This is a genomic window from Pseudomonas rubra (genome assembly GCF_028656935.1).
Classification (GTDB): Bacteria; Pseudomonadota; Gammaproteobacteria; order Pseudomonadales; family Pseudomonadaceae; genus Aquipseudomonas; species Aquipseudomonas rubra.
This window is the reverse complement of record NZ_JAMDGZ010000073.1, coordinates 1-24,622: the sequence shown is the minus strand read 5'-3', so window position 1 is coordinate 24,622 and position 24,622 is coordinate 1. Positions and strand designations below refer to the sequence as shown.

The window sequence follows — 24,622 nt, the reverse complement described above, 5'->3', positions numbered from 1 at the left end:
GATCTCAAGAGCGCAACAAAGCTCAGCCGCCGGTCATATTCATGAACCGCAGAATCTGCACCTGATCGCTGACATCGAAGGTGTGGCTGTAGGGCTTAAGTGTCATGGCCTGGCGGATGGCCTTGTCCAGGCGCCGCGTATCACCAGGGTGCGCGCGTAGCACCTGCTTGAGGTCACTGGCGTGCTCGTTGCCCAGGCACAGGAGCAAGCGCCCCTCGACCGTCAGGCGCACGCGGTTGCAGGTGCCGCAGAAGTTGTGGCTGTGGGGCGAAATAAAGCCGATGCGAATGTCCGGGGCCTCGGCGAGGCGCCAGTAGCGCGACGGCCCTTGGGTCGACTCGGCGGATTCGAGCAGGGTGAAATGCTCGGCAATACGTGCGCGCACTTCATCGCTTGAGCAGTAGGACTCGCTGCGTTGGTGCTCGCTGATCACCCCCAGGGGCATTTCTTCGATAAAGCTAATGTCCAGTTGGCGGTCGATGGCAAAGCGCACCAACTCGACCACCTCATCATCATTGCGGCCCTTGAGCACCACGCAGTTGAGCTTGGTCCGGCGAAAGCCTGCGGCCCGGGCGGCATCGATACCGGCGATGACCTGGGCCAGCTCGCCCGTGCGGGTCATGGCCTTGAAACGCTGGGCGTCGAGGCTGTCGAGGCTGATGTTCAGGCGTGCAAGGCCTGCATCGAACAAGGGTTGGGCCAGGCGTACCAGTTGCGAGCCATTACTGGTCATGCACAGCTCGCGCAAGCCGGGCAGGGCGGCCAGGCGCGAGCATAGCTCGACGATGCCTGCGCGCACCAGCGGCTCACCCCCGGTCAGGCGGATCTTGCGGGTGCCCATGGCCACGAAGCGTTCGGCGACCTGATACAACTCTTCAAGGGTGAGGATGCGCTGGCGTGGCAGGAACTGCATGTCTTCGGCCATGCAATAGACGCAGCGAAAGTCGCAACGGTCGGTGACCGACATGCGCAGGTAGTCGATTTTACGACTGTAGCCGTCGACCAGTTGTGTGCCATGTGCACTCATGAAAAACGGGGTCTCTTGTCGCGCGGCGCGAAACGCATTGCCAATGGGAGGGTTGAGAGTTCCCGAGGGTAGGTAGCGTTCACTCTTGCGTCAAATCACTTTGAGTGACCAATTGATAAGGCTCGTCTATCGGTCGCCCTTGTGCAGCAGGGCAGGGAACTCCCCAGCCCCAGCGGCAATCCTAGTTGTTGTTAGGTACTCTTTCTCCGGAGGCACCATCATGCGCCGTCTACTGCTCGTTTCTTCGCTTGTGCTCTGTCTGCCCTTCGGCTCGGCCTTCGCCCGCGTCGATGCCGGTGATGTCGCCACCTCGGCCGGGGTATCGGCTTCGCTGTATTCGACCTTCAAGGATGACAAACGCATCATTGCGGCGCGTGACGACGCCTCGTCGTTCATCGCCAGCGACGGCGCCATCCGTGGGGTGTACCTGGAGTCGATGCTGCAGAGCATCCGCGCACAGAACCCGGACCTTAAGGCCAGTGATGAAGAACTGGCCCGGGCCATTCTGCTGCAGGACGAGTTTGGCACCGGGCGCTAAGTGCCTGTGTTGGCCGTGATCAGTTGCGATCAATCCACACCGTCTGCGCATTGCAGAACTCGCGGACCCCGAAGTGCGACAGCTCTCGGCCAAAGCCGCTCTTTTTCACGCCGCCGAAGGTTACCCGTGGGTCACTGGCGCAGTAGCCGTTGATGAACACGCCACCGGTGTCCAGTTCATCGGCCAGTTGCTGTGCCAGGTCCGCGTTGCCGGTGTAAATCGTCGAAGCCAGGCCGAACTCGCTGTCGTTGGCAAGTTCCAGGGCGTGGCGGGCATCGCGGGCAGTGATGATCGACGCCACCGGGCCGAACAGCTCCTGCTTGAACGAGGTCATCTGGTCGGTAACCTCGGCCAGCACGGTTGGCTGGTAGTAGTTGCCCAGCCCTTCAACCTTGCCACCGCCCAGCAGCAGGGTCGCGCCTTCGGCCAGGGTGGCCTGGACCTGTTGATCAAGCTCCTCGCGCAGATCGAAGCGGGCCATTGGGCCGATGTAGGTGTCGGCGTTGTGCGGGTCGCCCATGACCAGGGCCTGGGTGGCTTCGACGAACTTGCGGGTGAACGCCTCGACTACCCCTTGCTCGACGATCAGGCGCTTGGCGGCCGCACAGACCTGGCCGGTGTTCTGGTAGCGGCCGATGACCGCAGCCTTGACCGCTTCGTCGAGGTTGGCATCGTTGAGCACGATGAACGGATCGGAACCGCCCAGCTCCAGTACACATTTTTTCAACGCCGCACCGGCCTGTGCGCCGATGGCCATGCCGGCGCGGACGCTGCCGGTCAGGGTCACGGCCGCGATGCGCGGGTCGGCAATCGCCTTGCTCACGCCTTCAGGGGTGACGTTGATGACCTCGAACACTCCCGCCGGGAAGCCGGCCCGTTGGAACGCATCGAGCAGCAGGTAGGCGCTGCCCATCACGTTCGGGGCATGCTTGAGCACGTAGGTGTTGCCAGCCAGCAGCGCCGGAACCGCGCCCCGCAGCACCTGCCAGATCGGAAAGTTCCATGGCATCACCGCCAGCAGCGGGCCAAGTGGGCGGTACTCGATGCGGGCCTGGCCGACAGGCACCGGGGCCGGTTCGGCCTGGAGCATGGCCGGACCGTTGGCCGCGTACCATTCACACAGCTGGGCGCATTTCTCGATTTCGCCCTTGGCCTGAGCGACCGGCTTGCCCATTTCGTCGGTGATCATCCGCGCCATGGCCAGCGCGTTATCACGCAGGGCGCCGGCCAAGGCCTGCAACAGCTCGGTACGGGCCGCCACCGGCGTACGCCGCCAACTGGCAAAACCCAGGGCGGCGCGGGCCAGCGCCGCGTCGAGGGCGGCGTCGCTTTCATAGGCGTAGTGGCCGATCTGTTCACCGCTGGCAGGGTTGATCGACAAAGCGTGGGTGTGAAGGTTGATCGCGGTCATGACGGCGGTCCTGATAAGAGGAGAACGCATTCAGGGTACTGCGTTGTGCCTTTGCCTAAAATTGAATGATACTGAGCAAAACATTCACGCAGCGAGAATGATGATGGATCTGGTGCAACTGGAAATGTTCAAGGCGGTGGCCGAGCAGGGCAGCATCAGTGCGGCGGCCCAGCATATCCATCGGGTGCCATCGAACCTGACCACGCGGATCAAGCAGTTGGAGCAGGAACTCGGCGCCGAGCTGTTCATTCGCGAGAAAAGCCGCTTGCGTCTGTCGCCGGCAGGCTGGAACTTTCTCGACTACGCCCGGCGCATTCTCGAACTGGTTGCGCAAGCGCGGCTGACTGTGGCCGGTGACGAGCCGCAAGGCTCCTTTGCCCTGGGTTCGCTGGAAAGTACTGCCGCCGTGCGCATCCCGTCACTGTTGGCGGCTTACAACCAGGCCTATGCCAAGGTCGAACTGGACCTGACCACCGGGCCTTCGGGGGCAATGATCGACGGCGTGCTGGCCGGGCGCCTGAGCGCAGCCTTTGTCGACGGGCCGGTGCTGCACCCGGCGCTGGAGGGGGTGCCGGTGTTCGTCGAAGAGATGGTGCTGATCGCGCCGCTCAACCACGCGCCGATTTCCCGCGCGGCAGACGTCAACGGCATGACCATTTACGCCTTTCGCGCCAACTGCTCCTACCGTCATCACTTTGAACGCTGGTTTGCCAATGACGAAGCGGTACCGGGCAAGATCATCGAAATGGAGTCTTACCATGGCATGCTCGCCTGTGTCAGTGCCGGTGCGGGCCTGGCGCTGATGCCGCGCAGCATGCTGGAAAGCATGCCCGGTTGCAGCACGGTGAGCGTCTGGCCGCTGTCCCAACGGTTTCGCTACCTGCGCACCTGGCTGGTGTGGCGCCGGGGCACGGTGACGCGCAGCCTGAGCACCTTTGTCCAATTACTGGAGGAGCGCGGCGAAGTGCTCAAAGCTGAAGAACCGGTATGAATGGGACCTGCAATGGATCTGTGGACATCGGTTCGGTGGGAGCTGGCGTTGCCAGCGATCGAGCGCGCAGCGGTCGTCATTCAGGCAACACTTGATGCGCTGGCTGTACTGGCCCCATCGCCGGCAACGCCGGCTCCCACGAGGGGTCTGTGCTCGTGGTGATGAGCAACTGATCGGCAAGCTCGGCATTCATCGCCACCAGCTTGGCAATGTCCTGCCGCGCCTTGAGCAGTTCAGTATTCAGGTACTCGGCCTCGTTGGTCATCAGCACTGCCTGATGCTTCCACATTTGCACCAGGGTCGGTGAATCAGGTAAGCAGAAGTCTTCGTCGTAGTCGTTCATCATGGCTGCCCGTTGTTGCTGTATGCATATACAGTAATCCATGTTTGCAACTGTTTACCAGTTCAGCCGACAAACTGCACCGCGTTGGCAATGTCCAACCAGCATTGCCCCTTCACCAGGACAGCCATGGCAGCACAGCACACCTCCCACCGGGATATTGCCCTGGACCTGCTCAAGTGGCTGGCAATCATTACCATGGTTGCCGACCACCTGCGTTTCCTCTGGCCTGAGCAGGTCTGGCTGTTCATTGTCGGGCGCCTGGCGTTCCCCTGGTTCTGCCTGGCGATTGCCGTCAATGTTGCCCGTTCGGAGCCGGGGCAGGTGTATACCCGGGCCAACGCCCGCTACCTGATTGGCTTGCTGGTGTTCTCGTTGGTCTCCGAGCCGCCTTACCGCTGGCTGAACGTCGACTCGCCAACCCTCAGCGTCATGCCAACCCTGACCCTTGGCCTGCTGGTTGCCTGGGGCGTGCATCATCGCCGAGCCATGATGGGCCTGTTAGCGTTGCTGGCGTTGCTAGTCGGGGCAGGGGCGGGCAAATGGCTGATGTACGGGGTGCCCGGCGTGTTGTTGCCCGCGGCATTTGTGCTGGCCTTGCGTTTACGCGGTGTGGCCTGGCTGTTGCCCGGGGTGACGGCGGCAATGGCCAACCTCACTGATCCCTGGCTTGCACAGCACACCTTGCATCCGCTTGCGTTGCTGGCCTTGGGTGTGGCGTTTTGCTCGGCGGGGCTGGGGTTGGTAATGCTGCGCCTGGGCTGGTGCCAGCGCATCTGGCCGGTAGGGCGCTGGGGATACGCCTTCTATCCGCTGCACCTGGCGTTGGTCAAAGTGCTGGTCGAACTCAGTCGCTAACGGCCTTCTATACTCAGGTCACCGACTGGTTCACCCGCTGCAGTACCGCCGACCCAGGACCACTTGATCAAAAAGGGCATGATCAAAGCCCGGGTGTGCGCATCATGACGATTCACTGGGGGTATCTGTTGCTGGCGGTGATGCTGATTGCGTCCGTCGTCGTGCTTGCCTGCGGAGCAGCCTTGGCCCGACGGCGCCGACGGGAGGAGTCGATTGCCCGGCAGAATCCGCGCAAGCCCGACCCGTAACGCCCCCGTCGGCAATGGGCTGCCAGGCAGGCAGCCCGGCCTGGGTCAGATCACTACACCCTGGCTGCGCAGGTAGTCATCGTAGGTACCGCTGAAGTCGATGACACCGCTTGGGCTCAGCTCGATGATGCGGGTCGCCAGCGAGGAGACGAACTCACGGTCGTGGCTGACGAAGATCAGCGTGCCCGGGTAGTTTTCCAGCGCCAGGTTGAGCGCCTCGATCGATTCCATGTCCAGGTGGTTGGTCGGTTCGTCCATGATCAGCACGTTGGGCTTTTGCAGGATCAGCTTGCCGAACAGCATGCGGCCTTGCTCGCCACCGGAGATCACCTTGACCGACTTGAGGATCTCGTCGTTGGAGAACAGCATGCGCCCCAGGGTGCCACGGATCACTTGCTCGCCCTGGGTCCATTGGCCCATCCAGTCGAACAGGCTGACGTCTTCTTCGAAGTCGTGGGCGTGGTCCTGGGCGTAGTAGCCGAGCTCTGCGCTTTCGGTCCATTTCACCGCACCGGCATCCGGGCTCAGCTCACCGACCAGGGTGCGCAGCAGGGTGGTCTTGCCGATCCCGTTAGGGCCGATGATCGCCACGCGCTCGCCGGCTTCAACGGTGAAGCTGAAGTTCTTGAACAGGGTCTTGCCGTCGAAGCCCTTGGACATCTGCTCGATAGTCACGGCCTGGCGGTGCAGCTTCTTGGTCTGTTCGAAGCGGATGAACGGGCTGACCCGGCTCGATGGCTTGACCTCGGCCAGCTGGATCTTGTCGATCTGCTTGGCCCGCGAGGTGGCCTGCTTGGCTTTCGAGGCGTTGGCCGAGAAGCGGCTGACGAAGGTCTGCAGTTCGGCGATCTGGGCCTTCTTCTTGGCGTTGTCCGACAGCAGTTGCTCGCGCGATTGGGTCGCGGCGGTCATGTACTCATCGTAGTTGCCCGGGAACAGGCGCAGCTCGCCGTAGTCCAGGTCAGCCATGTGGGTGCAGACGCTGTTGAGGAAGTGACGGTCGTGGGAAATGATGATCATGGTGCTGTTACGCGCCGTGAGAATGTTTTCCAGCCAGCGAATGGTGTTGATGTCCAGGTGGTTGGTCGGCTCGTCGAGCAGCAGCACTTCCGGATCCGAGAACAGCGCCTGGGCCAGCAAGACACGCAGTTTCCAGCCTGGAGCGACTTCGGTCATCGGGCCGAAATGCTGTTCCAGCGGGATACCCAGGCCCAGCAGCAGCTCACCGGCGCGGGATTCGGCGGTGTAGCCGTCCATTTCGGCGAACTCGGTTTCCAGTTCCGCCACGGCCATGCCGTCTTCTTCGGTCATTTCCGGCAGCGAATAGATGCGATCGCGCTCGGCCTTGACCTTCCACAGCTCTTCGTGGCCCATGATCACGGTATCGATCACGGTGAATTCTTCGTAGGCGAACTGATCCTGGCGCAGCTTGCCCAGGCGTACGTTTGGCTCGAGCATGACCTGGCCGGCGGAAGGCTCCAGGTCGTTGCCGAGGATTTTCATGAAGGTCGACTTGCCGCAGCCGTTGGCGCCGATCAGGCCGTAGCGGTTGCCGTTGTTGAACTTGACCGAGACGTTCTCGAACAAGGGCTTGGCGCCGAACTGCATAGTGATGTTAGCGGTGGAGATCAAAGGGCTTACCTATCAATAGCTTACGTTGCTGGCATTGCGGCTGATACCGATTTGATACCAATTTGCAGCTTTTCCAGCTCGCTCCAGTCGGAGCTTGAGTTAATCCAACGCGCATACGTCGACAGCAGCATTTGCACGCTGTGGCCGAGCTGTTGGGAGATGAATGCGGGGTTGAGGCCAGACATTAAGCATATTGTCGCATAGGTATGACGGCAGTTGTATGGGGGCCGACGCCTGATACCCAATTCATTGAGCACCGGCACCCGCTGCTTGTGCAGGTCGGACGTATGCCTCACGTATTCCGCGCTCTTCGATGGCGGGAACACGAACGGCGTCATGGTCAGGTAGCACGCCGTCGGTATCGACAAAGGCCGTGCCGCCGTTGTAGCAACCGATTTCCTCTCGGCGAACGCCGTAGAACTCCATCAGGTCGTCGCTGGCGCCGCAGAGGATTACGAGGCCGGAACTCTGCGCGGCGACGATCAGTGCGCCGGGGATGCGGATTGGGTATTCGAGGCCGTTCAGCTGGGCGGCCAGTTTTTCTTTCGTCATGGCAATAGCTCTCCATGCCCGCAATAGACGGGCTCATATGGTTAAATGTGGGATCAATAAGGAGGATTGTTAGTGAGCAAGGCAGGCAAGAAGCCGTTTGGTGCAGCACCCTTTGTATTCATTCCTATGGGCGCGGGCTTTATCGCAGTCGGTTTAGCTGGACAGCCGACATTCGGTTACATGGGCCTCGGCTTTCTCATTGCTGGCGTTGTGCCGCTAATGGCCGGGCTACGGACGAAGCGCCGCCGGGTTTGAGTTGCAGGAGTTATGGGTATCTCCAGGCAGCCACCAGCCTCACCGGGGTGGCGTGATTCGTTGAAGTTGTGAGATAGGCCAGCGCTATGGATCAGGAGGGCAGGCGACACCATGATTGGTATCGCCATATTGCGACTAGGGACCCGCGCAGCCGGTAAAGTCTTAGCCCTTGAGTTTTTCGGCAATCCAGATGGTGTGCCGGGTGCCTTTGTTGCCGTGGGCGAACACCTGCACTTCTTCAGCTTTGAAGCCGGCCTTCTTCAATTTGTCGGAAAACTGCCGGTCCGCGCTGGCCGACCACACGGCCAGCACGCCTTTGGGGCGCAGGGCCTTGGCGCAGGCGCTCAGGCCACCGGCAGAATACAGCCAGCTGTTGGCCTTCTGGGTGAGACCTTCGGGGCCGTTGTCGACGTCGAGCATGATCGCGTCAAAGCCTTGCGGTTCGGCTTGCAGCACCTTGGCCACATCTTCCATGCGGATCACCGTGCGAGGGTCGAGCAGCGGGCGCCCGGCCTTCTCCCCCAGCGGCCCTCGATTCCACTCGACCACACCCGGCACCAGTTCGGCGACCACCACCTCGGCGGTCTTGCCCAAATGCTTGAGCGCCGATCCCAGGGTGAAGCCCATGCCCAGGCCGCCGATCAATACCCGGGAATTGGGCCGGCCGGCTACCTTGCGGCAGGGGATCTCCGCCAGGGCGTCTTCGGAGCCGTGCATGCGGGTGTTCATCAACTGCCCGCCATCACCACCCTGGATCTTGATCACGAAGTCTTCGCCGTACTCGAACAGGCACAGGGCTCCGCCGTTTTCGGGGATCGGGGTGGTGTCGAGCAGAACGAAACGTTTCATGGGGAGCTCATCGAGAAAGTAGTAAAGCTATTGAAAAGGGCAATCTGGCACGGTTGTGAGTAGCCATGAGGCAAAAAGCAAGGGCAACGGAGCCATTGATGAAGGGCACCATTCTAACGGTCATTGTGTTGGCCGCGCTCTCGATAAGTGCAGAGCAAGCGCTGCAATCGATACCCGTGACACTGATGGCGGGCCCCAGCTCACCGGGTACCGCGACGCCCACGCCGTACCCACAGATAACCCCGGCCAGCATGCCCAAGGCGGGCCCGGCCTTGACGCCGATTGCAGTGCCAGGCCCGCCCAGGGAGCAAACTCTGCCAGGGTTTGAGCAAAACCTACCAAATAACAAATCTTCCGGTTAGGAACCCTCCGAACAAGTCATTTTGGGCCGATCGCTCTCCAGTAAAGACGCAGGCTCCAGCGGGCTCGACGAGTGAGGATCGGACTTGTTCGGAGGATCCCTACCTGCGACAGCACGCCTTGATTCAACTCGGTGTCCGTCTGTCCATCCTCATCGCAAACCCTTGATGACTATTTTCAATCCTGTATTGGTTTGAATGAGGCACAAAGCTACTATGGCACCCCGGCAGTCGGTTACTGGCTTGTCATTCACACTCGATACCCGACCAGGAAGACAATAGATTCAGCCTCTCAAAGGATGACTCTTGCCCATGGAGTGGATTTTTGCGCAAACTGATCGTTGTGCTTATGCTCGGTTCTCTGTGCATTTTTCCCGTCAGCGCGGGTGATGGCCGGGCAGTCGAAGTCTCGGCCTTTGGCGCGATTGTTTCATCGAGCCTTGCGGTGACTCTTTTCCCCGTTACGCTTACCGAAGACAGCCAAGACATTAGCCGGAACAGTTCCAAGGGCGGCGACCAAAAGATACTTGCCGCTCGCAATGATGCTGCCGCTTTTGTCGCGAGCGATGGCGGTATTCGAGGCGCGAGCCTGGAGGCGGTATTCGAGGTTTTGCGTACTCAGAACGAGGTAGGTACAGTCAGCGACATCGAGCTGGCTGAAGCAGTTTTGGTTTACGAATTATCCCGCGTCACGCGACGTAATTAGCGCTCCATGCCCACGCTGCAGGCTGTAGAATCCTGACAAATCTACTCATAAATGTAAGGGGTCAGGGTGCGCGGTCTAGAGAAATTCGTATCGCTTCAGTTTTTGCTCACGATTGCCTTCATCGCACTGGGCGCCTCCCTTCACGGCGCAGGCAAGGTCGGGTTTTGGGGCATGTTCGCAATCATGATGTTGCCCAATGTCGCATTCGCCGTGCTTCGGGTTCTCCGGCGTCGGGCAGCCGCCTGAGACCTGTCTGGGTCTCAGGGGCGAAAGCTGCTTGCTGCGTTATTGCAACGGAACATATATATCTGTTTGCCATTGCTCCAGCGGTGTCTGGGGATAAACGCTCAGGTATTGGAAGAACAGCGACTGGTCACGCAGTTCCTCGCCACTGCCGGGAAGCCAGTCGCGGTAAATCGGATAAATCGTTTCGCCGATATGATCCGGTGAACCCGTGTGGCGCACCACCGCGCAGCGGCCGCCAGGAATGACAATCTCGTGCACGCCGAAGGTATTCGGCGCCACCGCCTCGTGGATCTCGCCACAAATGGCGAAGCGAAATTCTGCTGGAGGTGTCGTGTCGGGGTTGTTATAGGGAATGCCAAAGGTGCGGCTCGATGCCGCCGGGGACTGTCCGCTGTGCATGCGCCATTCGATGAACGTGCGCACGCTCTCATTGACCAACCCGGCTGCTCCGTGGTGCTCAAGCGCTGCCACCCTGACCTCGGGGAACTCCACAATTCGTACTTGCATGATGATCGTCCTGGAAAAATGAGGGATTGCGAAGACCGCATTCCAGACCTGCCAGTTCGGCTCCTTCCTGAACGCACTCGGCGCCATGCCGAATGCCCGCCTGAATGCCCTGGAAAACGCCTCGGGGCTGTCAAAGCCAGCGCCGAGGGCTGCGTCCAGTACCGAATGTTCAGCGTTGGCAGCCAGGCGATGTGCCGCGCGCCGTAGCCGCATCAGTTGCACATAACGTGAGACCGGCACGCCGACGAACGCGGTGAATTGGCGATGGAAGTGAAATGCCGAAAAATTCGCCACGCCGCTCAAGGTTTTCACCGACAGGTCACCTTCAAGATGGGCATCAATGTAGGCGAGTACGGCGTTGAAGCGCTTTGTGTAAGCGAAGTGGCTCGGCATGTCAGACACTGGCAAGAAGCTCCTGGAAGTAGGGTCGGCAACAGAGTCGACGATAACGGCGTGAGCGCGCCTAGCCGCGCTTGCTCAAGTGACCTTTGATGCGCTGCATCATGCAAAAATATTTATATCAGATTTACGGGCTGTTTCAATTGCGAGTCTCTGAGACTGTATTTTTTATGTTGTTTGTATGCGGCATTTTGCCGCAGGCCGAATAAATATATACGGCTAGCCTTTAAGTTCTGTTGTTCGGTTTTATTTTTAATTATCGTCCCTTGTCTGGAGGTTTACGAGGGTCAATATAAAACAGCGGAAGGATCTGCACATGACTATGGACTGGCAGGGTGCGGGCCAAATTGAAGCAGTATTCGGCTCATTGATAGCACAAGAAATAAATCGTCATACCGTTGAGCGCGATGCTCAAGCGTTACCTGTTCCCAATTCAGTATTCAGCGCTTTGGCTGATAAAGGCTTGTTTCGCAATTATCTGCCAAAACACTACGGTGGGCAGGGCATTGGTATCGCACAGTGGGGCAGTATGCTTGAGCAGGTGGGTTACCTGTCCACGGATGTCGCGTTTCCGTTTTTGATATCGGTGCGTATGTCTTTCATACTGTTTCTGATAAAAGTAGGCGCGCACGAGCGGGTAGGCCCCTCTATCGACCAACTGTTGAATGGTGCTGCGTTCGGGGCGTTTGCCTATACGGAAAATGCCGACGCGTTCTCGTTCCAATCCACCGCTCGGTATGATGCGCACACCCGCACCTATGTGCTCAACGCGCGCAAGCCTTATGTCACCGGCGGCCTTACTGCTGACCTGTTCGCGGTGTTCGTGGCCAGCGATAGCCGCGACCTGCAGGTGTTTCTGGTCGAGCGCAACGACCCCGGCGTGAGCACCACGCCGATGCAATTGGGCGGTGTGCGCTCCTTAGGCACCGCCCTGGTCAAACTGGATAATGTCGTGCTGGACGAGCAGCGCCTGCTGGTGCAGACCGATGGCCTGGCGGCGGCGCAACGGCACTTCTTGAACTGCCGCCGTTCGTTGCAGGCCTGTCAGTTTCTCGGCCGCGCCCGGGCGGTCATCGAAGACACCCTGGGCTACCTGCAGCAAACTGTTCGCTACCAGACCTGCCTTGCGGATATGCAACATGTTCAGGCGGTTATTGGCGAAATGTATATTGCCCTTGAAACTGCACGCTCAGCTGTTTTTCGCGCACTTGAACGCCAAGACAATGAACAGTTTGATGTGGACTGGGATGTCATTGCTTCGGCCGCCAAATATTGCGCGGTGGAAAGTATCAACCAGATTGCTTTGTCTGCATTAAAACTTACCGGTGGTTGGGGCTACACCGCAGACAGTGGGCTAGGGCGGGCACACCGTGACTTTATGTCATTGTTTGCCGGTGCCGACCCGCAAGAAAAACTCAAGGTCGACTTGGGGGTACGGATGATTCACGAGTTTGAGTTGCTGAACCAACAACGGAAATACCAGGAGGGTAGATAAATGAAAATCAAATTGTCCGGCAACCTTGCGCGGTTTGTCGATTATCAGCGTGAGCTGGATATCGAACTGCCGGGTGAACTGACCGTCAATGCTGCCATCGAGCAATTGGTCAACGCGTATCCTGGTTTGCACGATGTTATTTACGACAAACAGGGCGATATCAAGAAAGGTTACCTGATTGCCTACAACGGCAAAAAGCTCGAGCCGAACCAGCGGGATCAACCGGTCAACGCACAGGGTTGCATCGATCTGTTCACCGCCGTGGCAGGAGGCTGAAGCAATGAGCGAACGTCCCGTGCGCGTGATGCGCCCCATGGATCCGATGTTGTTCGACCCGCTGCAGTTCCACACCCGCTACCTGCTCTTGTTGTCCAAGAGCTGCATGTGGTCGTGGTTCTATGAGCGTACCGGTATTTCGTTTCCCGGGCTGGTCCGCAAACATCATCAAGGCTTGGTGGCGGTCGAATGCGATGTGGAGTATGTCCGTCCGTTTGGTCTTTTTGACAGCGATGAATTCTGCGTGTCGGTCGAGAGGGTCCGGGCCAGGCAAGGCAATTCGGTGCTTGAGCTTTTCCATGAGTTTTCTGCCCAAGGGCAGGTTTTCGCCAAGGTACGCATGCTCTGGCGAATGCTCGAACTCGATGGCGACCAGGCCTTGACCGGTGCTCCGGGCGTGTTGCGCGACAGCGTGCTGCAGCGCCTAGAACCCTGCGAAATCGACCCGAGCCGCGAATTGCGCCAGGTCGAGGTGCTGCGGACGCAGGTCGAGGGCGAAGGGGAGAAAATTGGCGAAGGACACTACCCCTTCACGCTCTACCGGCACCTGTGCGAGGTGGCAGACCAGTGGAGTTTTCTTGAAGTGCCGGGGCTTGCTTCTGCGGGGCGGGAGCGTCTGATTGACGCGCTCGAACAGGACCCTTTCAAGCTGCGTGCGACGTTGGGCAGGCCGCTTGGCCAGGTGCTGGTGAAAATCAGTTGCCCGTTTTACCTGTTCGAAGAAGGGGAGGTGAAAACCACGGCCTTCAGCGTGCATGGCCGTCTGGTGTTCGTGCACCGGGTTATCAACCTCACCCGGATGAGCACCCTGGCGGCGGTCGTTATCGAGACCTTCCAGGACTGAATCAGGGACCAATCACCACAGCGGGTGACCCGCGCGACATTTATCAAGGATGAATCATGGCTCAACGACTTGCAGACCCTGCTCCGTCGACGACCCTTGAACCGGGCGAGATGGGGCTGTATTCCAGGCACCTGCTGATGCCGGACATCGGCATGCGAGGACAGCAGGCACTCAAGGCAGCGAGTGTGCTGATGGTTGGCGCAGGCGGGCTTGGTTGCCCTGCGCTGTTGTACCTGGCCGCCGCCGGCGTAGGCCGTATTGGCATTATCGATGACGACAGGATCGAGCTGTCCAACCTCCATCGTCAGGTGATTTTCCAAGTGGCTGACAGGGGCCGTTACAAGGCCGAGGTGGCGAAGGAACGCTTGCAGGCACTCAACCCGTTCATCAGCATCGAAGCCCACATTGGCCGTTTCGACCTCGACAACGCCGCAGCGCTGGTTGCCGACTACGACATCGTGATCGATGGTACCGACAACTTCACCGCCAAGTACCTGATCAACGACGCCTGCTGCCTGGGTGACAAGCCACTGGTCTATGGGGCGATCATCCAGTTCGAAGGGCAGGTGGCGGTATTCAATGCGCAAGCTGCCGATGGCCGGCGCAGTGGCAACTACCGCGACCTGTATGCGCAGCCGCCGGAGGCCGCCCTGGCGCCCAACTGCGCCGAAGCGGGGGTGCTGGGTGTGTTGCCGGGGATCATCGGCTGTTTCCAGGCCAACGAGGCGATCAAGCTGATCACCGGGATTGGTCAGCCCTTGGTGGATCGTTTGCTGATGTACGATGCGCTTGCGGCCAGTACCCAGGAGGTCGGTTACAGCGCCACCGTCGACAACCCGCTGCGCGATCCGCTCAAGCCCTTCGAATTGCGGGCCTTGCCGATGGTTTGCTCGGCGCCCTCGGGCAAGGGCGAGGCAACTGTCAATGCCACGCAATTGCTTGAATGGCTGGAGAAGGGCGTGCCAGTCCACCTGATTGACGTGCGCGAAGCCGATGAGCGTGAGCGGCTGTCCATTGGCGGGATGCATGTGCCGCTTGGCCAGTTGCAGCAGCTTGGCGGGCAATGCCTGGAGGAGGGGCGTCTGGTGCTTTACTGCCAGTCCGGTGCGCGCAGCCAGAAGGGCCTGGGGATGCTTGGGCAAGGTGTTCGCAGGGCTGCTGTCTTCAGTCTTGAAGGGGGCATCAGTTCGCTATTGGGATCAGCTCTGTACCCCAGCATCATGGCGAAACTGAGCCTGTGCAATTGCCGGGGGCTCACGGCCGGCCACGAATTGTCACAGTAACTTGCATGGGTAAAGTTCCCGGGCCTTGCTGTAGACTCGGGGCTTTGCCAGGCAAGCGACGTTGTCCGTCGAGCTGGCTACAGTACTCACCCTTTACGGAAATCCCCATGTTCACGATGAACGCCCTGGTGCCGGAACTGATCGTCAGCGACCTGCAACGCAGTCTGGCTTTTTACTGCGACATTGCTGGTTTCTCGCTGGAGTACCAGCGCCCTGAAGACAAGTTTGCCTTCCTCTCGTTTGGCCAGAGCCAGCTGATGCTCGAGCAGGACTGGCACAGTGAATCGCCCTGGCGCGTCGGCCCGCTGGAGGCGCCTTTTGGCCGTGGGATGAACCTGCAGATCCTCTGCGAGAATGCCCAGGCCCTGGCCGATGCCTTTGAAGCGGCCGGGCATCCGCTGCGCCGCGCGGTCGAAAGCCATTGGTACCGCAGCGACGATCGCGAGATTGGCCAGCGCAACTTTCTCATTCAGGATCCGGACGGCTACCTGCTGCGCTTCTTCGATAACCTTGGGACGCGCGAGTGTCAGTAAGGACAGCTACCGATGAGCAACAGGATCAATGCCTGTGCGGTACCGGCGGGCTCAGGCATCTACGCGCAGTTGCCGGGGGCTGATTTTGTCGATGCCCACCAGGTGAGCGTCGACGATGGCGAGCGCTCGGCGCTGGGCCACTTTCTCATTCTGATGAACAGCATGCCGCGCTGGATCGACAACCTGATGGTGCTGCGCAATCGCCTGGTGCGGCTCTGCGGTTTGAAAGACCTTGGGCGCCTGTCGCGGATTGACCTTCAGCGCGACGAAAGTACTTACCGGGCCAATGAGCGGGTCGGGATTTTCACGCTGCTCAGCAATAGCCCGGATGAAGTGCTGCTGGTCGATCGTGACAAGCACCTGGACGTCTACATCGCGTTGCAACGGCGTCCCTTGGGCGCTGACAACCGCCGTGAGATTGTGGTGTCCACCGTGGTGCACACGCACAATCGTCTCGGCCGGTTGTACATGCTGCCGGTTGCGCCGTTTCACCGGTTTATCGCGCCCATTGCCCTCAAGGGCCTGATCCACGCCAAGTAGAGGCTTGAGCTTCAGACGAAGCCCTGACCGTAGAACCCGCGTGGCAAGCGCTGGCGGCCGGGCAGGGCGCTCAGGCGCTCGATCCAGGCGCTACGCCAGTCACTGGCGGCGTGTCGAGAGGCGGCTCTACGCGCACGTTGCGCGGCATTGCGCTGGTCCTTGCGGGCGGTCTTGAACGCATCGGTATTGCGGCAGCTGCGGCACTTGACCCGATTGAGTTCGGTGGTGGCTGCCAGGTTGTTACCGTGGTGACCACAGGCAAGGTGGCCAGCGGTTTTGTAGTGAGTGACCATGGGTATCCTCCTCGGCACTGTTGTTCAAACAACAGGCTCCAAAGGTTGGACCGCTTGAGTGCGGGCCGGTTCGCTGCTATTGCAGGGTGGTGATGGCCAGGGCGGGCATTGCCAGCAACAGCATGACCAGCGGCCCTGCGACCTTGCACACGTCCATGTTGCCGCTCCGTTATTCGAGAGGTTTTTTGCTTGCCGCGGTGTGACGCTTGTATGACGGGGGGCGGAGCATCTTCGTCACCACCCAGCACAACACCAGGCCGACAATCAGCAGTGCGCCGGCAAACCACAGGTTTAGCACCAGGCTGTCGTGGAATGCTTGTGGTTGCAGGTCGGCGTAATAGGTGATGTATCCGTTGCCGGTTCGACCGCCGCGTGGAATGCGGGTCCAGCCTCGCTCAAGGTCTATCCAGCTCGACAGGGTCAGCCACACGGCAGCCGTCAGCGCGCCGATGGCCAGGGCCAGGATCCCCAGGGTGTTGCTATCCCAGGGGCGGCAGGGTTTGAACATAAGCGTCCTTGCTTGTGGCTGCCATCTGACGGCCGCAAATGTGCCAGCATACCAGATGCTGGCTGTACCGGCCTCATCGCCGGCAACGCCGGCTGCCACAGGGGATGGTCAGGCGCCTTGGGCCGAGGTGCTGAACTGCTTGCGAAACCACTCCTGGAGCATGGCTTTTTCGGCATACAGCCGGTCGGTGTCGGCGCGCCGACCAGGGCGTTGCAGGTAGAACTTGTCACTCAGGTGCGCTTGGGCCTGGCTTACTGCATGCCCTGGTTGCGACAGGGTGTATTGCAGGTCGATACTGGGCCAGGTGACGTCGCGCATGATCCGCACCGCGTAGGCGTTGGCGCGCCATGGTTCGTACTGGCCGGCCAGGTCGATATCGCGGATGTCGATGCGCAGATGCTGGCCGGGCGGCAGGTAGCGCTGGCCGAGTTTGACCAGGTAGGCGCTCAACTCCTTCATGACATAAGCATCGGCGCCGCGTTGGTAGCCATTACTGTCGAGGCTGGCGTCGCGAAAGTGTTCGGGGTTGTCGAAGCTGACTTCGACGTTGGGCGTGGCCGCAGGTTGCGCCAGGCTGTTGAACGCCAGCAGGCTCAGGCTGGCCAGGGTCAGGGCAGGGCGCATGATTCACCTCCAGGTGCAGCCTTGCGCAATTTGCCGCACAGGCTTCATTGTACGCCTGTGCTGATTGAAAACAGAGGAGCCGGTAGTGCGCAGGATCGAGCGATTTACAGCCAACACGCGCGGGCGGGACATTGCCGTGGGCGACATCCACGGGCATTTCTTGCGCTTGCAGGAACGGCTGACAGCCATCGGCTTCGATCCGGCAGTGGACCGCCTGTTCAGCGTCGGTGATCTGGTCGACCGGGGCCCGGAGTGCCCGCAGGCGCTGGAGTGGCTGGCCCAGCCGTGGTTTCACGCGGTGCAAGGCAATCACGAAGCCTTGGCGGTGACCCACGTCGACGGTGGCGTGCTGGACTACAGCCAGTACCAGGCCGCTGGTGGTGGCTGGTTCCTGGCCCTGTCGGAAGCTGAACAGACGCGATTTGCCGTGCAATTCCGGCGTTTGCCGCTGGCCCTGGAGGTCGAGACCGAAGAGGGATTGATCGGCCTGCTGCACGCTGACAGCCCCGTGCGCGATTGGGCCGAGTTGCGCGAGCAACTGGCGGACACGCCACCAAAGGCGATTCAGGAGTTCTGCCAATGGTCGCGCAAGCGCCTGTATGCCGGCGATGACACGCCAATCGAGGGGCTGCGGGCGCTGATCGTCGGGCACACCCCGCAACGTGACGTGCGGGTGCTGGGCAATGTCTGGCATATCGACACCGGCGGCTGGGCCAGTGGCCGCTTCAGCCTGCTGGACCTCGGTAGCCTGAGGGTGATCAGCGACATGCCAGGTGAATGATCACGCCCAGTGCCAATAACATCAGCACCGCCCCCGAGACCCTTTCAAGCCAGGGCAACGTGCGCGAGAAGCGCCGGCGAACAGCCTGGTTGCCAACGGCCACCGCCACCAGCAGGTCCCACAGCAACACCGCGCTGAACATCCACAGCCCGTACACCAGCTTCCAGCCTGGGCTGCTCTGACTGCCACCGATCAAACTCGCCAGGCTGACATAGAACAGCGCGTTCTTGGGGTTGAGGACACCCGAGACAAAGCCCATCACCAGGCCTTGAAACCACGGGTTGCTCACCCGCCCCCGATCATCGGCTACCTGCGTCAGTGCGCTGCTGCCGGCATGACGGATGAACAGGGCGCCGATGTACAGCAGGTAGGCACAACCGGCCAGCTGCAGGGCGGTGAACAGCGCGCTGTCCGGGTGCAGCGCCGACACCCCGGCGAAGGCGGCGGCAATGAACACGCCATTGGCCAGGGCAATGCCCAGGCAGGCACCGCTCGCCCTGAGCCAGCCGGCGTTCATTGAGGTGCGCGCCACCAGGAAAAAATCAGGGCCGGGTGACAACAGGGCGAGGAAATGCGCAGCCGCAACCATCAGGAACTGTTCCATCAACAACCCACTTCTTCAGCGATAGGTGGGTGGATTGTCCGCAGCCGTGGTGGCACCTGTATTGAAGAAAATTGCGCCTTAGCTGCGGTACATGCCTGGCGTCACCCCGGCATGGGCCTTGAACACCCGCTGGAAGTGACTCTGGTCGGCAAAACCCAGGCGGTAGGCGATATCGGCCATGTCCTCGCCCTGACGCAGCCATTGGCGTGCCCGATTAATGCGCAGGTTCAACTGCCAGGCATGGGGTGTCAGGCCGGTCGCGGCCCGGAACGCACGGATCAGTTGGTAACGGCCCATGCCAACACTGCTTGCGAGCTCCGCCAGCGACAAGCTGTCGGCATCTTCGTGCTCAAGTCGCTCGAACAAGGGGGCCAGGCGCCGGTCAAGGCGTTGCGGTGCATTGGCCAGGGGGAGCGCCGCCTGAGCGTCATGATCACCGATGAACTCGATCAACGCGGCGTCTTTGTCATGGGCGCAGGCGTTGGAGAACAGCAGGTCGTTGAGCCGGGTAAAACGCTCATAGGTATCAGGGTTGCGGGTGATGTATGCAAGCCTTCCCTGAACCTGCGTCGCCAAGGCTGACTCCAAACGCAAGGCCTGCAGCCAGGCAGCGTCCAGATGCAGCATCTGGTAGCCCCAGCTCAGCCCGGGCTCGGGGTTGCAGGCATGTACGCACTGCGCAGGGACGAACACCAGGGTGCCGGGCTGAAGACGCGTTTGCCCGTTGCCTGTGCCGGTGAACACACTGCAGCCCTGATCGACCGCGCCGATGGAAAACGTCGGATGGCTATGGGCCTTGTAGCAGGCCCGGCTGTCGCAGGCGCGGCGGCTTTCGACGTGGGGCAGGGCCGGGTCGCGCCAGAACAGGGGGTGGCTTATTGCAGGTGCCCGGGGCATGCGCAGCAGCCTCATGGGGAAGAAACCTGCAGCTTATCAAGCTGCCTTGCATCACTCACCGGGTAAAACAAACGCCCCTCCCGTTACCGGGAGGGGCGTCTAAGCAGGCTCAGCCGAAATTACAGGGACTGCAAGGCGATGCTCGCCGATTGCGAATCCTGCTGGCTGTCGGCATCCATCCATACATACTGAGTGCCGTCGCCCTGCAGGTTGTAGTTGATGCTCTGGATGTCCGAGGTTTTGATGTCCACTGCCCCTTTTTCGCTGGCGGTTGGCCCCATTTTGGTGACCTGACCGTCCAGCAGGCCGTGGGAGGTTTCATTGACCACGAACACGGTTGCCTGGGACTGGCGGAACTGACAGGAAATGAACTGGGTGATCTTGCTGACGATCGTCAGGCTCATCCATTTTGATGGTGGCACTGCATAGTAGCGGGTGTACTTGTTGAACTGATACAGCTCGCCATTGGCCTGCAATGGTTGGTTGTTCAAGCCACTGGTACTGGTGGGCATGCTCACGCTGCCGAGCCAGATATCAACTTGGGACAGGCCGCTGTTTGGTGCAATCGATACCGAAACTGTCTGGGTATCCGTACCCGAGACAAAGCCCATTGAGGACAGGCCAGCATTGGCCGTGGTGCCCGGTACCGTGATCGCGCATGGAGGCTGGCTGTTGCTCCAGACCACATTGACCTTAGCGTTGGTGTCGTTCTGCGCCGAGTTGTAGATGAAGATCCCGTACAGTTGCCCTGGGCTCAGGGTCGTGCAGGTAGCGGTATCGCCAGACTTGAGGGTGATACGTTGACCGCCGTTCCAGTTGGTCTGAGTGGCAAGTAATCCGATGCTTTCCATGGAAATATCCTTTTCCTAATGATGAAAGAGCAGGTGACGGCAGGCTGCTTTTTCCGGTGTGCAATCTCCGTGCACCTGTGCACTGTTGTGCCTGAGGAGGTATAGCCAAGCTCGGTGTGAGGATTGATAATTTTTCGCTATCAATCGTCAGGTGGGTTCAAGCGATTCGCAGTAACCCGCCCCTAACCTGTTGTTCTACAAAGGCCTCGGTGTACCGCCAGAGGCACAGTTATTTCGTCCAGCTGTACCTTGACCCGCAAAGCTGCCACAGCGGAACCTTTTGCCTCCTGTCACCGGAGAGCCACCATGGACCTGTCCACCCTCGCGCTGTTCATCCCGGCCTGTTTTGCCCTGAACATGGCCCCAGGCCCTAACAACCTGTTGTCGCTGAACAACGCCAGCCGCTATGGCCTGCGTATTGCCTGCGTGGCAGGTATTGGCCGGTTGTTCGCCTTTGCCGGAATGATCGTGCTGGCGGCCATGGGCCTTGCGGTGGTGCTGCATACCAGCGAATACCTGTTCCTGGCGATCAAGGTCCTGGGGGCCGCCTACCTGTTCTACATCGCCTGGCAGCTGTGGCGCGCACCCGTGGCGGAGGCTGTGGCGGCCGGTGGGCGTCAGCACGGTACCTTGCGTCTGGCGCGCCAGGAATTCTTCGTGGCGGCGGGCAATCCCAAGGCGATTCTGATCTTTACCGCCTTCTTGCCGCAGTTCATCAGCGTTGGCAGCCCGGTGCCGGTCGCCGAACAGTTCGCCTGGCTGGGCGGGTTGTTCCTGCTGCTCGAATGGCTGGCCATTGCCATCTATGCCTGGCTCGGCGCCTACCTGCAACGCTGGTTCAACCAGCCAGGGCCACGGCGATTGTTCAATCGGGTCAGTGCCACGCTGCTCAGCTGCGCCGGGGCCGGTTTGCTGGCAGCGCGGCGGGCCTAGTAGCTCAGGCGCACACCGAGGTTGTCGCCAATCCGCTCTTGCTGATGGGCATCGAGGTTGCTGGCGTAATCGATGCCGGCATGTACGCTGAAGTTCTGGCTGAGCTGCGCGACCAGGCCGGCGCCGATGTCCATCGAGGTGTAGCGGTAGTCGGTCTTGACCTGGTCGAGATTGTCGAAGGTGACCGTGTCACGGCCGCCGTCGCCATGCCAGACGTTGACCTGCAGGTAGGGTTGCAGGGGTACGCTGTGGGCTTTGAAGTTGCCCTCCAGGCGCACACCCAAGCGCCCGGTCCACTCGGTCTGGGCGTCATAGCTGACGTGGCTGACACTGTCGTTGGCGCTGTCCAGCGACACTTGCTGGGCGATGATTTGCCCCTGGGGTTCCAGGACCCAATGCGCCCACAGTACAAACGGATAGCCCGTCTCCAGTGACGTGACAAGGGCGCGGCCATCGAGGTCGAGCTTGTCGCCGCGATCGGATTTTGCCCGGCCATTGAGGTTGGCGTATTGCACCACGGCATCGACATACCAGTGCTGCGGGCCGATCAGCGTCCAGTAGGCGCCGACACTGTCGCTGTCCAGCTTCAGGTCGCCCACCGCACTGTCCTCGATGCCCAGGGCAAAGCCTTTCACATCACCGTTCAGGCGGCTGTGGCCGACATACAGGCCAACATGCTGGCGGTAGCCGTTGTCGCTCAACCAGGCAAACAGGTCCTGGCCAACCTTGAAACCATAGAGGTTGCCATCCAGGCTTGGGTCAACTGTGCCCGACCAGCTCTGGTGGAAGCTGTTGCCATAGGCCTGGCCCCAACTGGCCGACAGCGCGCCGGTCTGCGTGAGCAGGTCCTGGTCGCCCTGGCGTTGATGAAAGGTGCCCAGCGCGGACCGTGCGATCAGCGCTGCAGCCCTGGGTGCGGCGGCGTACACGGCGACTTCCGGGCGATACAGCGGGATGCTCACGCCGGCCACCGGTGCCGGTACGGCAGGCAGTCCGAGGGTCGGGGCCGGGGTGGGCGGCGGTACGATCACCGGTTCGACCGGGGTCGGGTTACCGGGATCAGGCTCTGGCTGGGGTTGCGGCGCGGCGGCCACGACACTTGAGCGCAAGTACCAGCTATTGACGCTGTCACGGGTCACGCCGCCTCTGAACAGGCGGTAGTCGAAGGCACCGGCGGAAAGGGTCTGGGTCTGGACGAAGGCGCCAGGGCTGCTGGTGGCGCCGTTGGCCGCTTCCACCACCTGGATACCGTTCTGCGTGGTCGATGCGCCAGCACCGCCAAAGTTGCTGATCTGCAGGTTGGTGGTGCCAGTGATTGCTCCGCCGTTGACCACCAACCGGTCCGATGCTGCACCGTCGCCGGCGAGCACGCTGTTGAGTTTGAGGGTGCCACCGTTGCCAGTGTAGTTACCGTTGATGGTCAAGCGGCCTTGGGCGTTGTTGCCGCTGCTCAGGTCAATCAGCCCTTTGTTGGTGACGGTCAGCGACTGGCCGGCAGTGAAGGGGCGGATGCTTCCGGTCGTGGACACCAGTGAACTGCTTGGATCAATGTTCAGCTGGGTGGAAGCGCTTGGGGTGCTGGCATCACCCAGAATGAGGCGATTGTTCAGGGTAAAATGGCTGGCGTTGTTCAAGTTGACCGTTTCCCAGTTTATATAGCGTGCGCCGTCATTGGGTTGGCTATTGTCAAAGGTCAGGATGTCTCGGCCTGCGCCACCGTTGAGAATGGTGGTCAAAATGCTGGCATTGAGGTTGAGCAACGTTGCCAGGTCGTCGTCGCCGCCATGTCTATGAAGCCGCGGATGATCCCACCGTTTTTCCAGGTCAATACATCGTTACCAAAACTGGCGAGCAGGTTACCCTTTAGCTCGCCGCCAGTGATAGTGAACGTGTCAACGCCGCCACTAGTGCTTATGTTGCCGCCAATGCTCCCGCCCCTGAGGAAAATCGTGTCGTTGCCAAAGCCGGTGACCAGGTTACCGAGAATCCGGCCGCCGAACATGTCGAACAGGTTGTTGTCCAGCTTCATGTCGACCCGGCCGATTTCTCCGCCATAGAAGAACGCCACGTCACCGTCTTCAAAGGCACCGATGATCAGCCCCGCGAACATCTCGAAGAAATCGCGGGCATCGCCTTGGGCCAGCGACTGGACCGTCCCCCCGGACATCCTGTATTCATCGATGCCCGGCGTCTGCACCACTGCACCGAGGTTATCGCCGGGTCTGACCACCAGATTTTGCGCAGCGGCAATGAAGGGCAGCGCGCTAAGTACCACTATAAGCAAGGCTCGCATCAGGCAGGCTCCATTTCCATTCAGGTCATAGACCACCGCTGATCCAGCTTTCCTGTAAGTTCTGGATGGGTCTTGCCCTGATGTATAGAGCAATCAGAAATATCGACAACTGGCAAAAATGCTAGGTGGCCAGTGGCCGCTATTGCCTGGGCGCCGGTAAAAGCTCGGGATCCTTATAGTGAAAGGGTCTGATTCGACGGGGAAACATAGCCTAGGCTTGCAGGTGGACCGGGCAACACGGAACCGCTGTCCGCCACCTGCCAAGGAGATACACCGATGCTCTCGACCCTGGAGTTGCGCAACATCATAGAAAGCAGTTTTCTACCCACCCGTTGCCAGTGCACCCTGGCCGCCGACCGCTCGCTGACGGTGCGGGTGTTCGACCGCAGTTGCGAACGGGTCGACTTGCTGGTCACGGGCATCGATGCCCAGCAACTGACCAGCAGCCGGGCGATTTCCAACCTGATCGTCGGGTTGCGCAACGACCTGGCGGACCAGCGTTCGATACGTGCCCAGCGGCGCAGCGACAGCCTCTAATCGCGGTAGAACACCTGTACCAGGTGATAGCCGAACTTGCTCTTGATCGGCCCGTGCACGGTGCGCAGCGGTTTCTTGAAAATCACCTGGTCGATGGCGCCGACCATCTGCCCCGGGCGCACTTCACCCAGGTCGCCCCCGCGCTTGCCCGACGGGCAGGTGGAGTGCTTCTTGGCCAGTACGTCGAACGCCTCGCCCTTGGCAATGCGTTGCTTGAGCTGTTCGGCTTCTTCAGCAGTCTTGACCAGAATATGCCGGGCCTGTGCTTTCATCTCAAGGTACCTTCGCAAGCAGTAAAAGCCGCGCATTATGCCTGAATGCGCGCCTCAGACGGTAGGAACGGGCTTGCCCGGCGATGGAGTAAAGCCTGCCAGGTGTACGCCGCAAGGCTGGTGGCGCTCTTGAGATCGAG

29 protein-coding genes and 2 pseudogenes are annotated in these 24,622 nt (G+C 60.5%); 15 read left to right on the top strand and 16 right to left on the bottom strand.

Translation table 11 applies throughout. From position 1 onward, the window contains the following. Nucleotides 1-22: 22 nt before the first annotated feature. On the bottom strand, nt 23-1,027 hold the full coding sequence (gene moaA / locus M5G17_RS25760; protein ID WP_273895682.1) for a GTP 3',8-cyclase MoaA: 1,005 nt from the start codon (nt 1,025-1,027) through the stop codon (nt 23-25). 220 nt (nt 1,028-1,247) lie between these two features. Here moaA and M5G17_RS25755 point away from each other — a divergent pair, with 220 nt between their 5' ends. After that, nucleotides 1,248-1,565 carry a DUF2388 domain-containing protein gene (locus M5G17_RS25755; protein ID WP_273895681.1) on the top strand — a complete coding sequence of 106 codons (318 nt, stop codon included), beginning with the start codon at nt 1,248-1,250 and terminating at the stop codon, nt 1,563-1,565. Between the two features lie 19 nt (nt 1,566-1,584). On the opposite strand, the gene M5G17_RS25750 is transcribed toward M5G17_RS25755, so the two are convergent. Then, nucleotides 1,585-2,976 carry an aldehyde dehydrogenase family protein gene (locus M5G17_RS25750; protein WP_273895680.1) on the bottom strand — a complete coding sequence of 464 codons (1,392 nt, stop codon included), beginning with the start codon at nt 2,974-2,976 and terminating at the stop codon, nt 1,585-1,587. 103 nt (nt 2,977-3,079) lie between these two features. On the opposite strand from M5G17_RS25750, the gene ptrR reads away from it, so the two are divergent. After that, the gene (gene ptrR, locus M5G17_RS25745; RefSeq protein ID WP_273895685.1) at nt 3,080-3,967 is read left to right on the top strand and encodes a putrescine utilization regulator PtrR; all 888 of its coding nucleotides are present in this window, start codon (nt 3,080-3,082) and stop codon (nt 3,965-3,967) included. 76 nt (nt 3,968-4,043) lie between these two features. On the opposite strand, the gene M5G17_RS25740 is transcribed toward ptrR, so the two are convergent. Next, nucleotides 4,044-4,310, bottom strand: coding sequence for a hypothetical protein (locus M5G17_RS25740; protein WP_273895679.1), 267 nt, complete (start codon nt 4,308-4,310; stop codon nt 4,044-4,046). A 126-nt stretch (nt 4,311-4,436) separates the two neighbouring features. On the opposite strand from M5G17_RS25740, the gene M5G17_RS25735 reads away from it, so the two are divergent. Beyond that, entirely contained in the window at nt 4,437-5,165 is a 729-nt protein-coding gene (locus M5G17_RS25735) for a TraX family protein (RefSeq protein ID WP_273895678.1), read from the top strand. Nucleotides 5,166-5,269: 104 nt separating this feature from the next. Continuing rightward, nucleotides 5,270-5,413: a hypothetical protein gene (locus M5G17_RS25730; RefSeq protein ID WP_273895677.1), complete on the top strand. Its 144-nt coding sequence runs from the start codon at nt 5,270-5,272 to the stop codon at nt 5,411-5,413. Nucleotides 5,414-5,458: 45 nt separating this feature from the next. On the opposite strand, the gene M5G17_RS25725 is transcribed toward M5G17_RS25730, so the two are convergent. The 3 genes and pseudogenes from M5G17_RS25725 to M5G17_RS25715 all read right to left on the bottom strand — a co-directional run bounded on the left by M5G17_RS25725 (nt 5,459) and on the right by M5G17_RS25715 (nt 7,597). After that, on the bottom strand, nt 5,459-7,045 hold the full coding sequence (locus M5G17_RS25725) for an ABC-F family ATPase (RefSeq protein WP_130264736.1): 1,587 nt from the start codon (nt 7,043-7,045) through the stop codon (nt 5,459-5,461). Between the two features lie 20 nt (nt 7,046-7,065). Then, a pseudogene (locus M5G17_RS25720) lies at nt 7,066-7,389 on the bottom strand (site-specific integrase); the annotation flags it as partial. Beyond that, a complete protein-coding gene (locus M5G17_RS25715) occupies nt 7,292-7,597 on the bottom strand; it encodes a hypothetical protein (protein ID WP_273895676.1) in 306 nt (101 codons plus the stop codon). The pseudogene M5G17_RS25720 and the gene M5G17_RS25715, both read right to left, overlap by 98 nt. A 72-nt stretch (nt 7,598-7,669) precedes the next feature. On the opposite strand from M5G17_RS25715, the gene M5G17_RS25710 reads away from it, so the two are divergent. After that, on the top strand, nt 7,670-7,852 hold the full coding sequence (locus M5G17_RS25710; RefSeq protein ID WP_273895675.1) for a hypothetical protein: 183 nt from the start codon (nt 7,670-7,672) through the stop codon (nt 7,850-7,852). Nucleotides 7,853-8,014: 162 nt separating this feature from the next. Here M5G17_RS25710 and M5G17_RS25705 read toward each other — a convergent pair whose 3' ends face one another. Continuing rightward, the gene (locus M5G17_RS25705; RefSeq protein WP_273895674.1) at nt 8,015-8,701 is read right to left on the bottom strand and encodes a spermidine synthase; all 687 of its coding nucleotides are present in this window, start codon (nt 8,699-8,701) and stop codon (nt 8,015-8,017) included. Between the two features lie 684 nt (nt 8,702-9,385). Here M5G17_RS25705 and M5G17_RS25700 point away from each other — a divergent pair. Continuing rightward, nucleotides 9,386-9,766 (top strand): DUF2388 domain-containing protein, encoded by a 381-nt coding sequence (locus tag M5G17_RS25700; protein WP_273895673.1) that lies wholly within the window; start codon nt 9,386-9,388, stop codon nt 9,764-9,766. Between the two features lie 285 nt (nt 9,767-10,051). On the opposite strand, the gene M5G17_RS25695 is transcribed toward M5G17_RS25700, so the two are convergent. Then, entirely contained in the window at nt 10,052-10,921 is an 870-nt protein-coding gene (locus tag M5G17_RS25695) for an AraC family transcriptional regulator (protein ID WP_273895672.1), read from the bottom strand. A 313-nt stretch (nt 10,922-11,234) separates the two neighbouring features. Here M5G17_RS25695 and M5G17_RS25690 point away from each other — a divergent pair, with 313 nt between their 5' ends. The 6 genes from M5G17_RS25690 to M5G17_RS25665 all read left to right on the top strand — a co-directional run bounded on the left by M5G17_RS25690 (nt 11,235) and on the right by M5G17_RS25665 (nt 15,889). Continuing rightward, a complete protein-coding gene (locus M5G17_RS25690) occupies nt 11,235-12,413 on the top strand; it encodes an acyl-CoA dehydrogenase family protein (protein ID WP_273895671.1) in 1,179 nt (392 codons plus the stop codon). Further along, entirely contained in the window at nt 12,414-12,689 is a 276-nt protein-coding gene (locus M5G17_RS25685) for a MoaD/ThiS family protein (protein WP_273895670.1), read from the top strand. A 4-nt stretch (nt 12,690-12,693) separates the two neighbouring features. After that, entirely contained in the window at nt 12,694-13,533 is an 840-nt protein-coding gene (locus M5G17_RS25680) for an acyl-CoA thioesterase family protein (RefSeq protein WP_273895669.1), read from the top strand. 56 nt (nt 13,534-13,589) lie between these two features. Next, entirely contained in the window at nt 13,590-14,816 is a 1,227-nt protein-coding gene (gene moeB, locus M5G17_RS25675; protein ID WP_273895668.1) for a molybdopterin-synthase adenylyltransferase MoeB, read from the top strand. 107 nt (nt 14,817-14,923) lie between these two features. Next, nucleotides 14,924-15,349, top strand: coding sequence for a bleomycin resistance protein (locus tag M5G17_RS25670; RefSeq protein WP_273895667.1), 426 nt, complete (start codon nt 14,924-14,926; stop codon nt 15,347-15,349). Nucleotides 15,350-15,361: 12 nt separating this feature from the next. Beyond that, nucleotides 15,362-15,889 carry a DUF2867 domain-containing protein gene (locus tag M5G17_RS25665; protein WP_273895666.1) on the top strand — a complete coding sequence of 176 codons (528 nt, stop codon included), beginning with the start codon at nt 15,362-15,364 and terminating at the stop codon, nt 15,887-15,889. Between the two features lie 11 nt (nt 15,890-15,900). Here the strand turns inward: M5G17_RS25665 and M5G17_RS25660 are convergent, their stop codons facing one another. From M5G17_RS25660 to M5G17_RS25650, 3 genes are all read right to left on the bottom strand, one after another. Continuing rightward, nucleotides 15,901-16,182 (bottom strand): hypothetical protein, encoded by a 282-nt coding sequence (locus tag M5G17_RS25660; protein ID WP_273895665.1) that lies wholly within the window; start codon nt 16,180-16,182, stop codon nt 15,901-15,903. Between the two features lie 169 nt (nt 16,183-16,351). Then, on the bottom strand, nt 16,352-16,690 hold the full coding sequence (locus tag M5G17_RS25655; protein ID WP_273895664.1) for a hypothetical protein: 339 nt from the start codon (nt 16,688-16,690) through the stop codon (nt 16,352-16,354). A 108-nt stretch (nt 16,691-16,798) separates the two neighbouring features. Further along, complete coding sequence (locus tag M5G17_RS25650; protein ID WP_273895663.1) at nt 16,799-17,314, bottom strand: DUF3016 domain-containing protein; 516 nt, start codon at nt 17,312-17,314, stop codon at nt 16,799-16,801. Nucleotides 17,315-17,399: 85 nt separating this feature from the next. Between M5G17_RS25650 and M5G17_RS25645 the strand changes: the two genes are divergently transcribed. Then, nucleotides 17,400-18,095, top strand: coding sequence for a metallophosphoesterase (locus M5G17_RS25645; protein ID WP_273895662.1), 696 nt, complete (start codon nt 17,400-17,402; stop codon nt 18,093-18,095). On the opposite strand, the gene M5G17_RS25640 is transcribed toward M5G17_RS25645, so the two are convergent. The 3 genes from M5G17_RS25640 to M5G17_RS25630 all read right to left on the bottom strand — a co-directional run bounded on the left by M5G17_RS25640 (nt 18,073) and on the right by M5G17_RS25630 (nt 20,447). Then, complete coding sequence (locus M5G17_RS25640) at nt 18,073-18,699, bottom strand: LysE family translocator (RefSeq protein ID WP_273895661.1); 627 nt, start codon at nt 18,697-18,699, stop codon at nt 18,073-18,075. The genes M5G17_RS25645 and M5G17_RS25640 overlap by 23 nt on opposite strands. A 78-nt stretch (nt 18,700-18,777) precedes the next feature. Continuing rightward, a complete protein-coding gene (locus tag M5G17_RS25635) occupies nt 18,778-19,596 on the bottom strand; it encodes an AraC family transcriptional regulator (RefSeq protein WP_273895683.1) in 819 nt (272 codons plus the stop codon). A gap of 119 nt (nt 19,597-19,715) precedes the next feature. Continuing rightward, complete coding sequence (locus M5G17_RS25630) at nt 19,716-20,447, bottom strand: hypothetical protein (protein WP_273895660.1); 732 nt, start codon at nt 20,445-20,447, stop codon at nt 19,716-19,718. Nucleotides 20,448-20,753: 306 nt separating this feature from the next. On the opposite strand from M5G17_RS25630, the gene M5G17_RS25625 reads away from it, so the two are divergent. After that, nucleotides 20,754-21,380 carry a LysE family translocator gene (locus M5G17_RS25625; RefSeq protein WP_273895659.1) on the top strand — a complete coding sequence of 209 codons (627 nt, stop codon included), beginning with the start codon at nt 20,754-20,756 and terminating at the stop codon, nt 21,378-21,380. Here M5G17_RS25625 and M5G17_RS25620 read toward each other — a convergent pair. Then, nucleotides 21,377-23,673: pseudogene (locus tag M5G17_RS25620) on the bottom strand (autotransporter family protein). The gene M5G17_RS25625 and the pseudogene M5G17_RS25620 overlap by 4 nt on opposite strands. A gap of 276 nt (nt 23,674-23,949) precedes the next feature. Between M5G17_RS25620 and M5G17_RS25610 the strand changes: the two are divergent. Beyond that, the gene (locus M5G17_RS25610; RefSeq protein WP_273895656.1) at nt 23,950-24,210 is read left to right on the top strand and encodes a DUF1652 domain-containing protein; all 261 of its coding nucleotides are present in this window, start codon (nt 23,950-23,952) and stop codon (nt 24,208-24,210) included. On the opposite strand, the gene M5G17_RS25605 is transcribed toward M5G17_RS25610, so the two are convergent. Next, entirely contained in the window at nt 24,207-24,482 is a 276-nt protein-coding gene (locus tag M5G17_RS25605; protein WP_017133756.1) for a peptidylprolyl isomerase, read from the bottom strand. The genes M5G17_RS25610 and M5G17_RS25605 overlap by 4 nt on opposite strands. Nucleotides 24,483-24,622 lie beyond the last annotated feature (140 nt).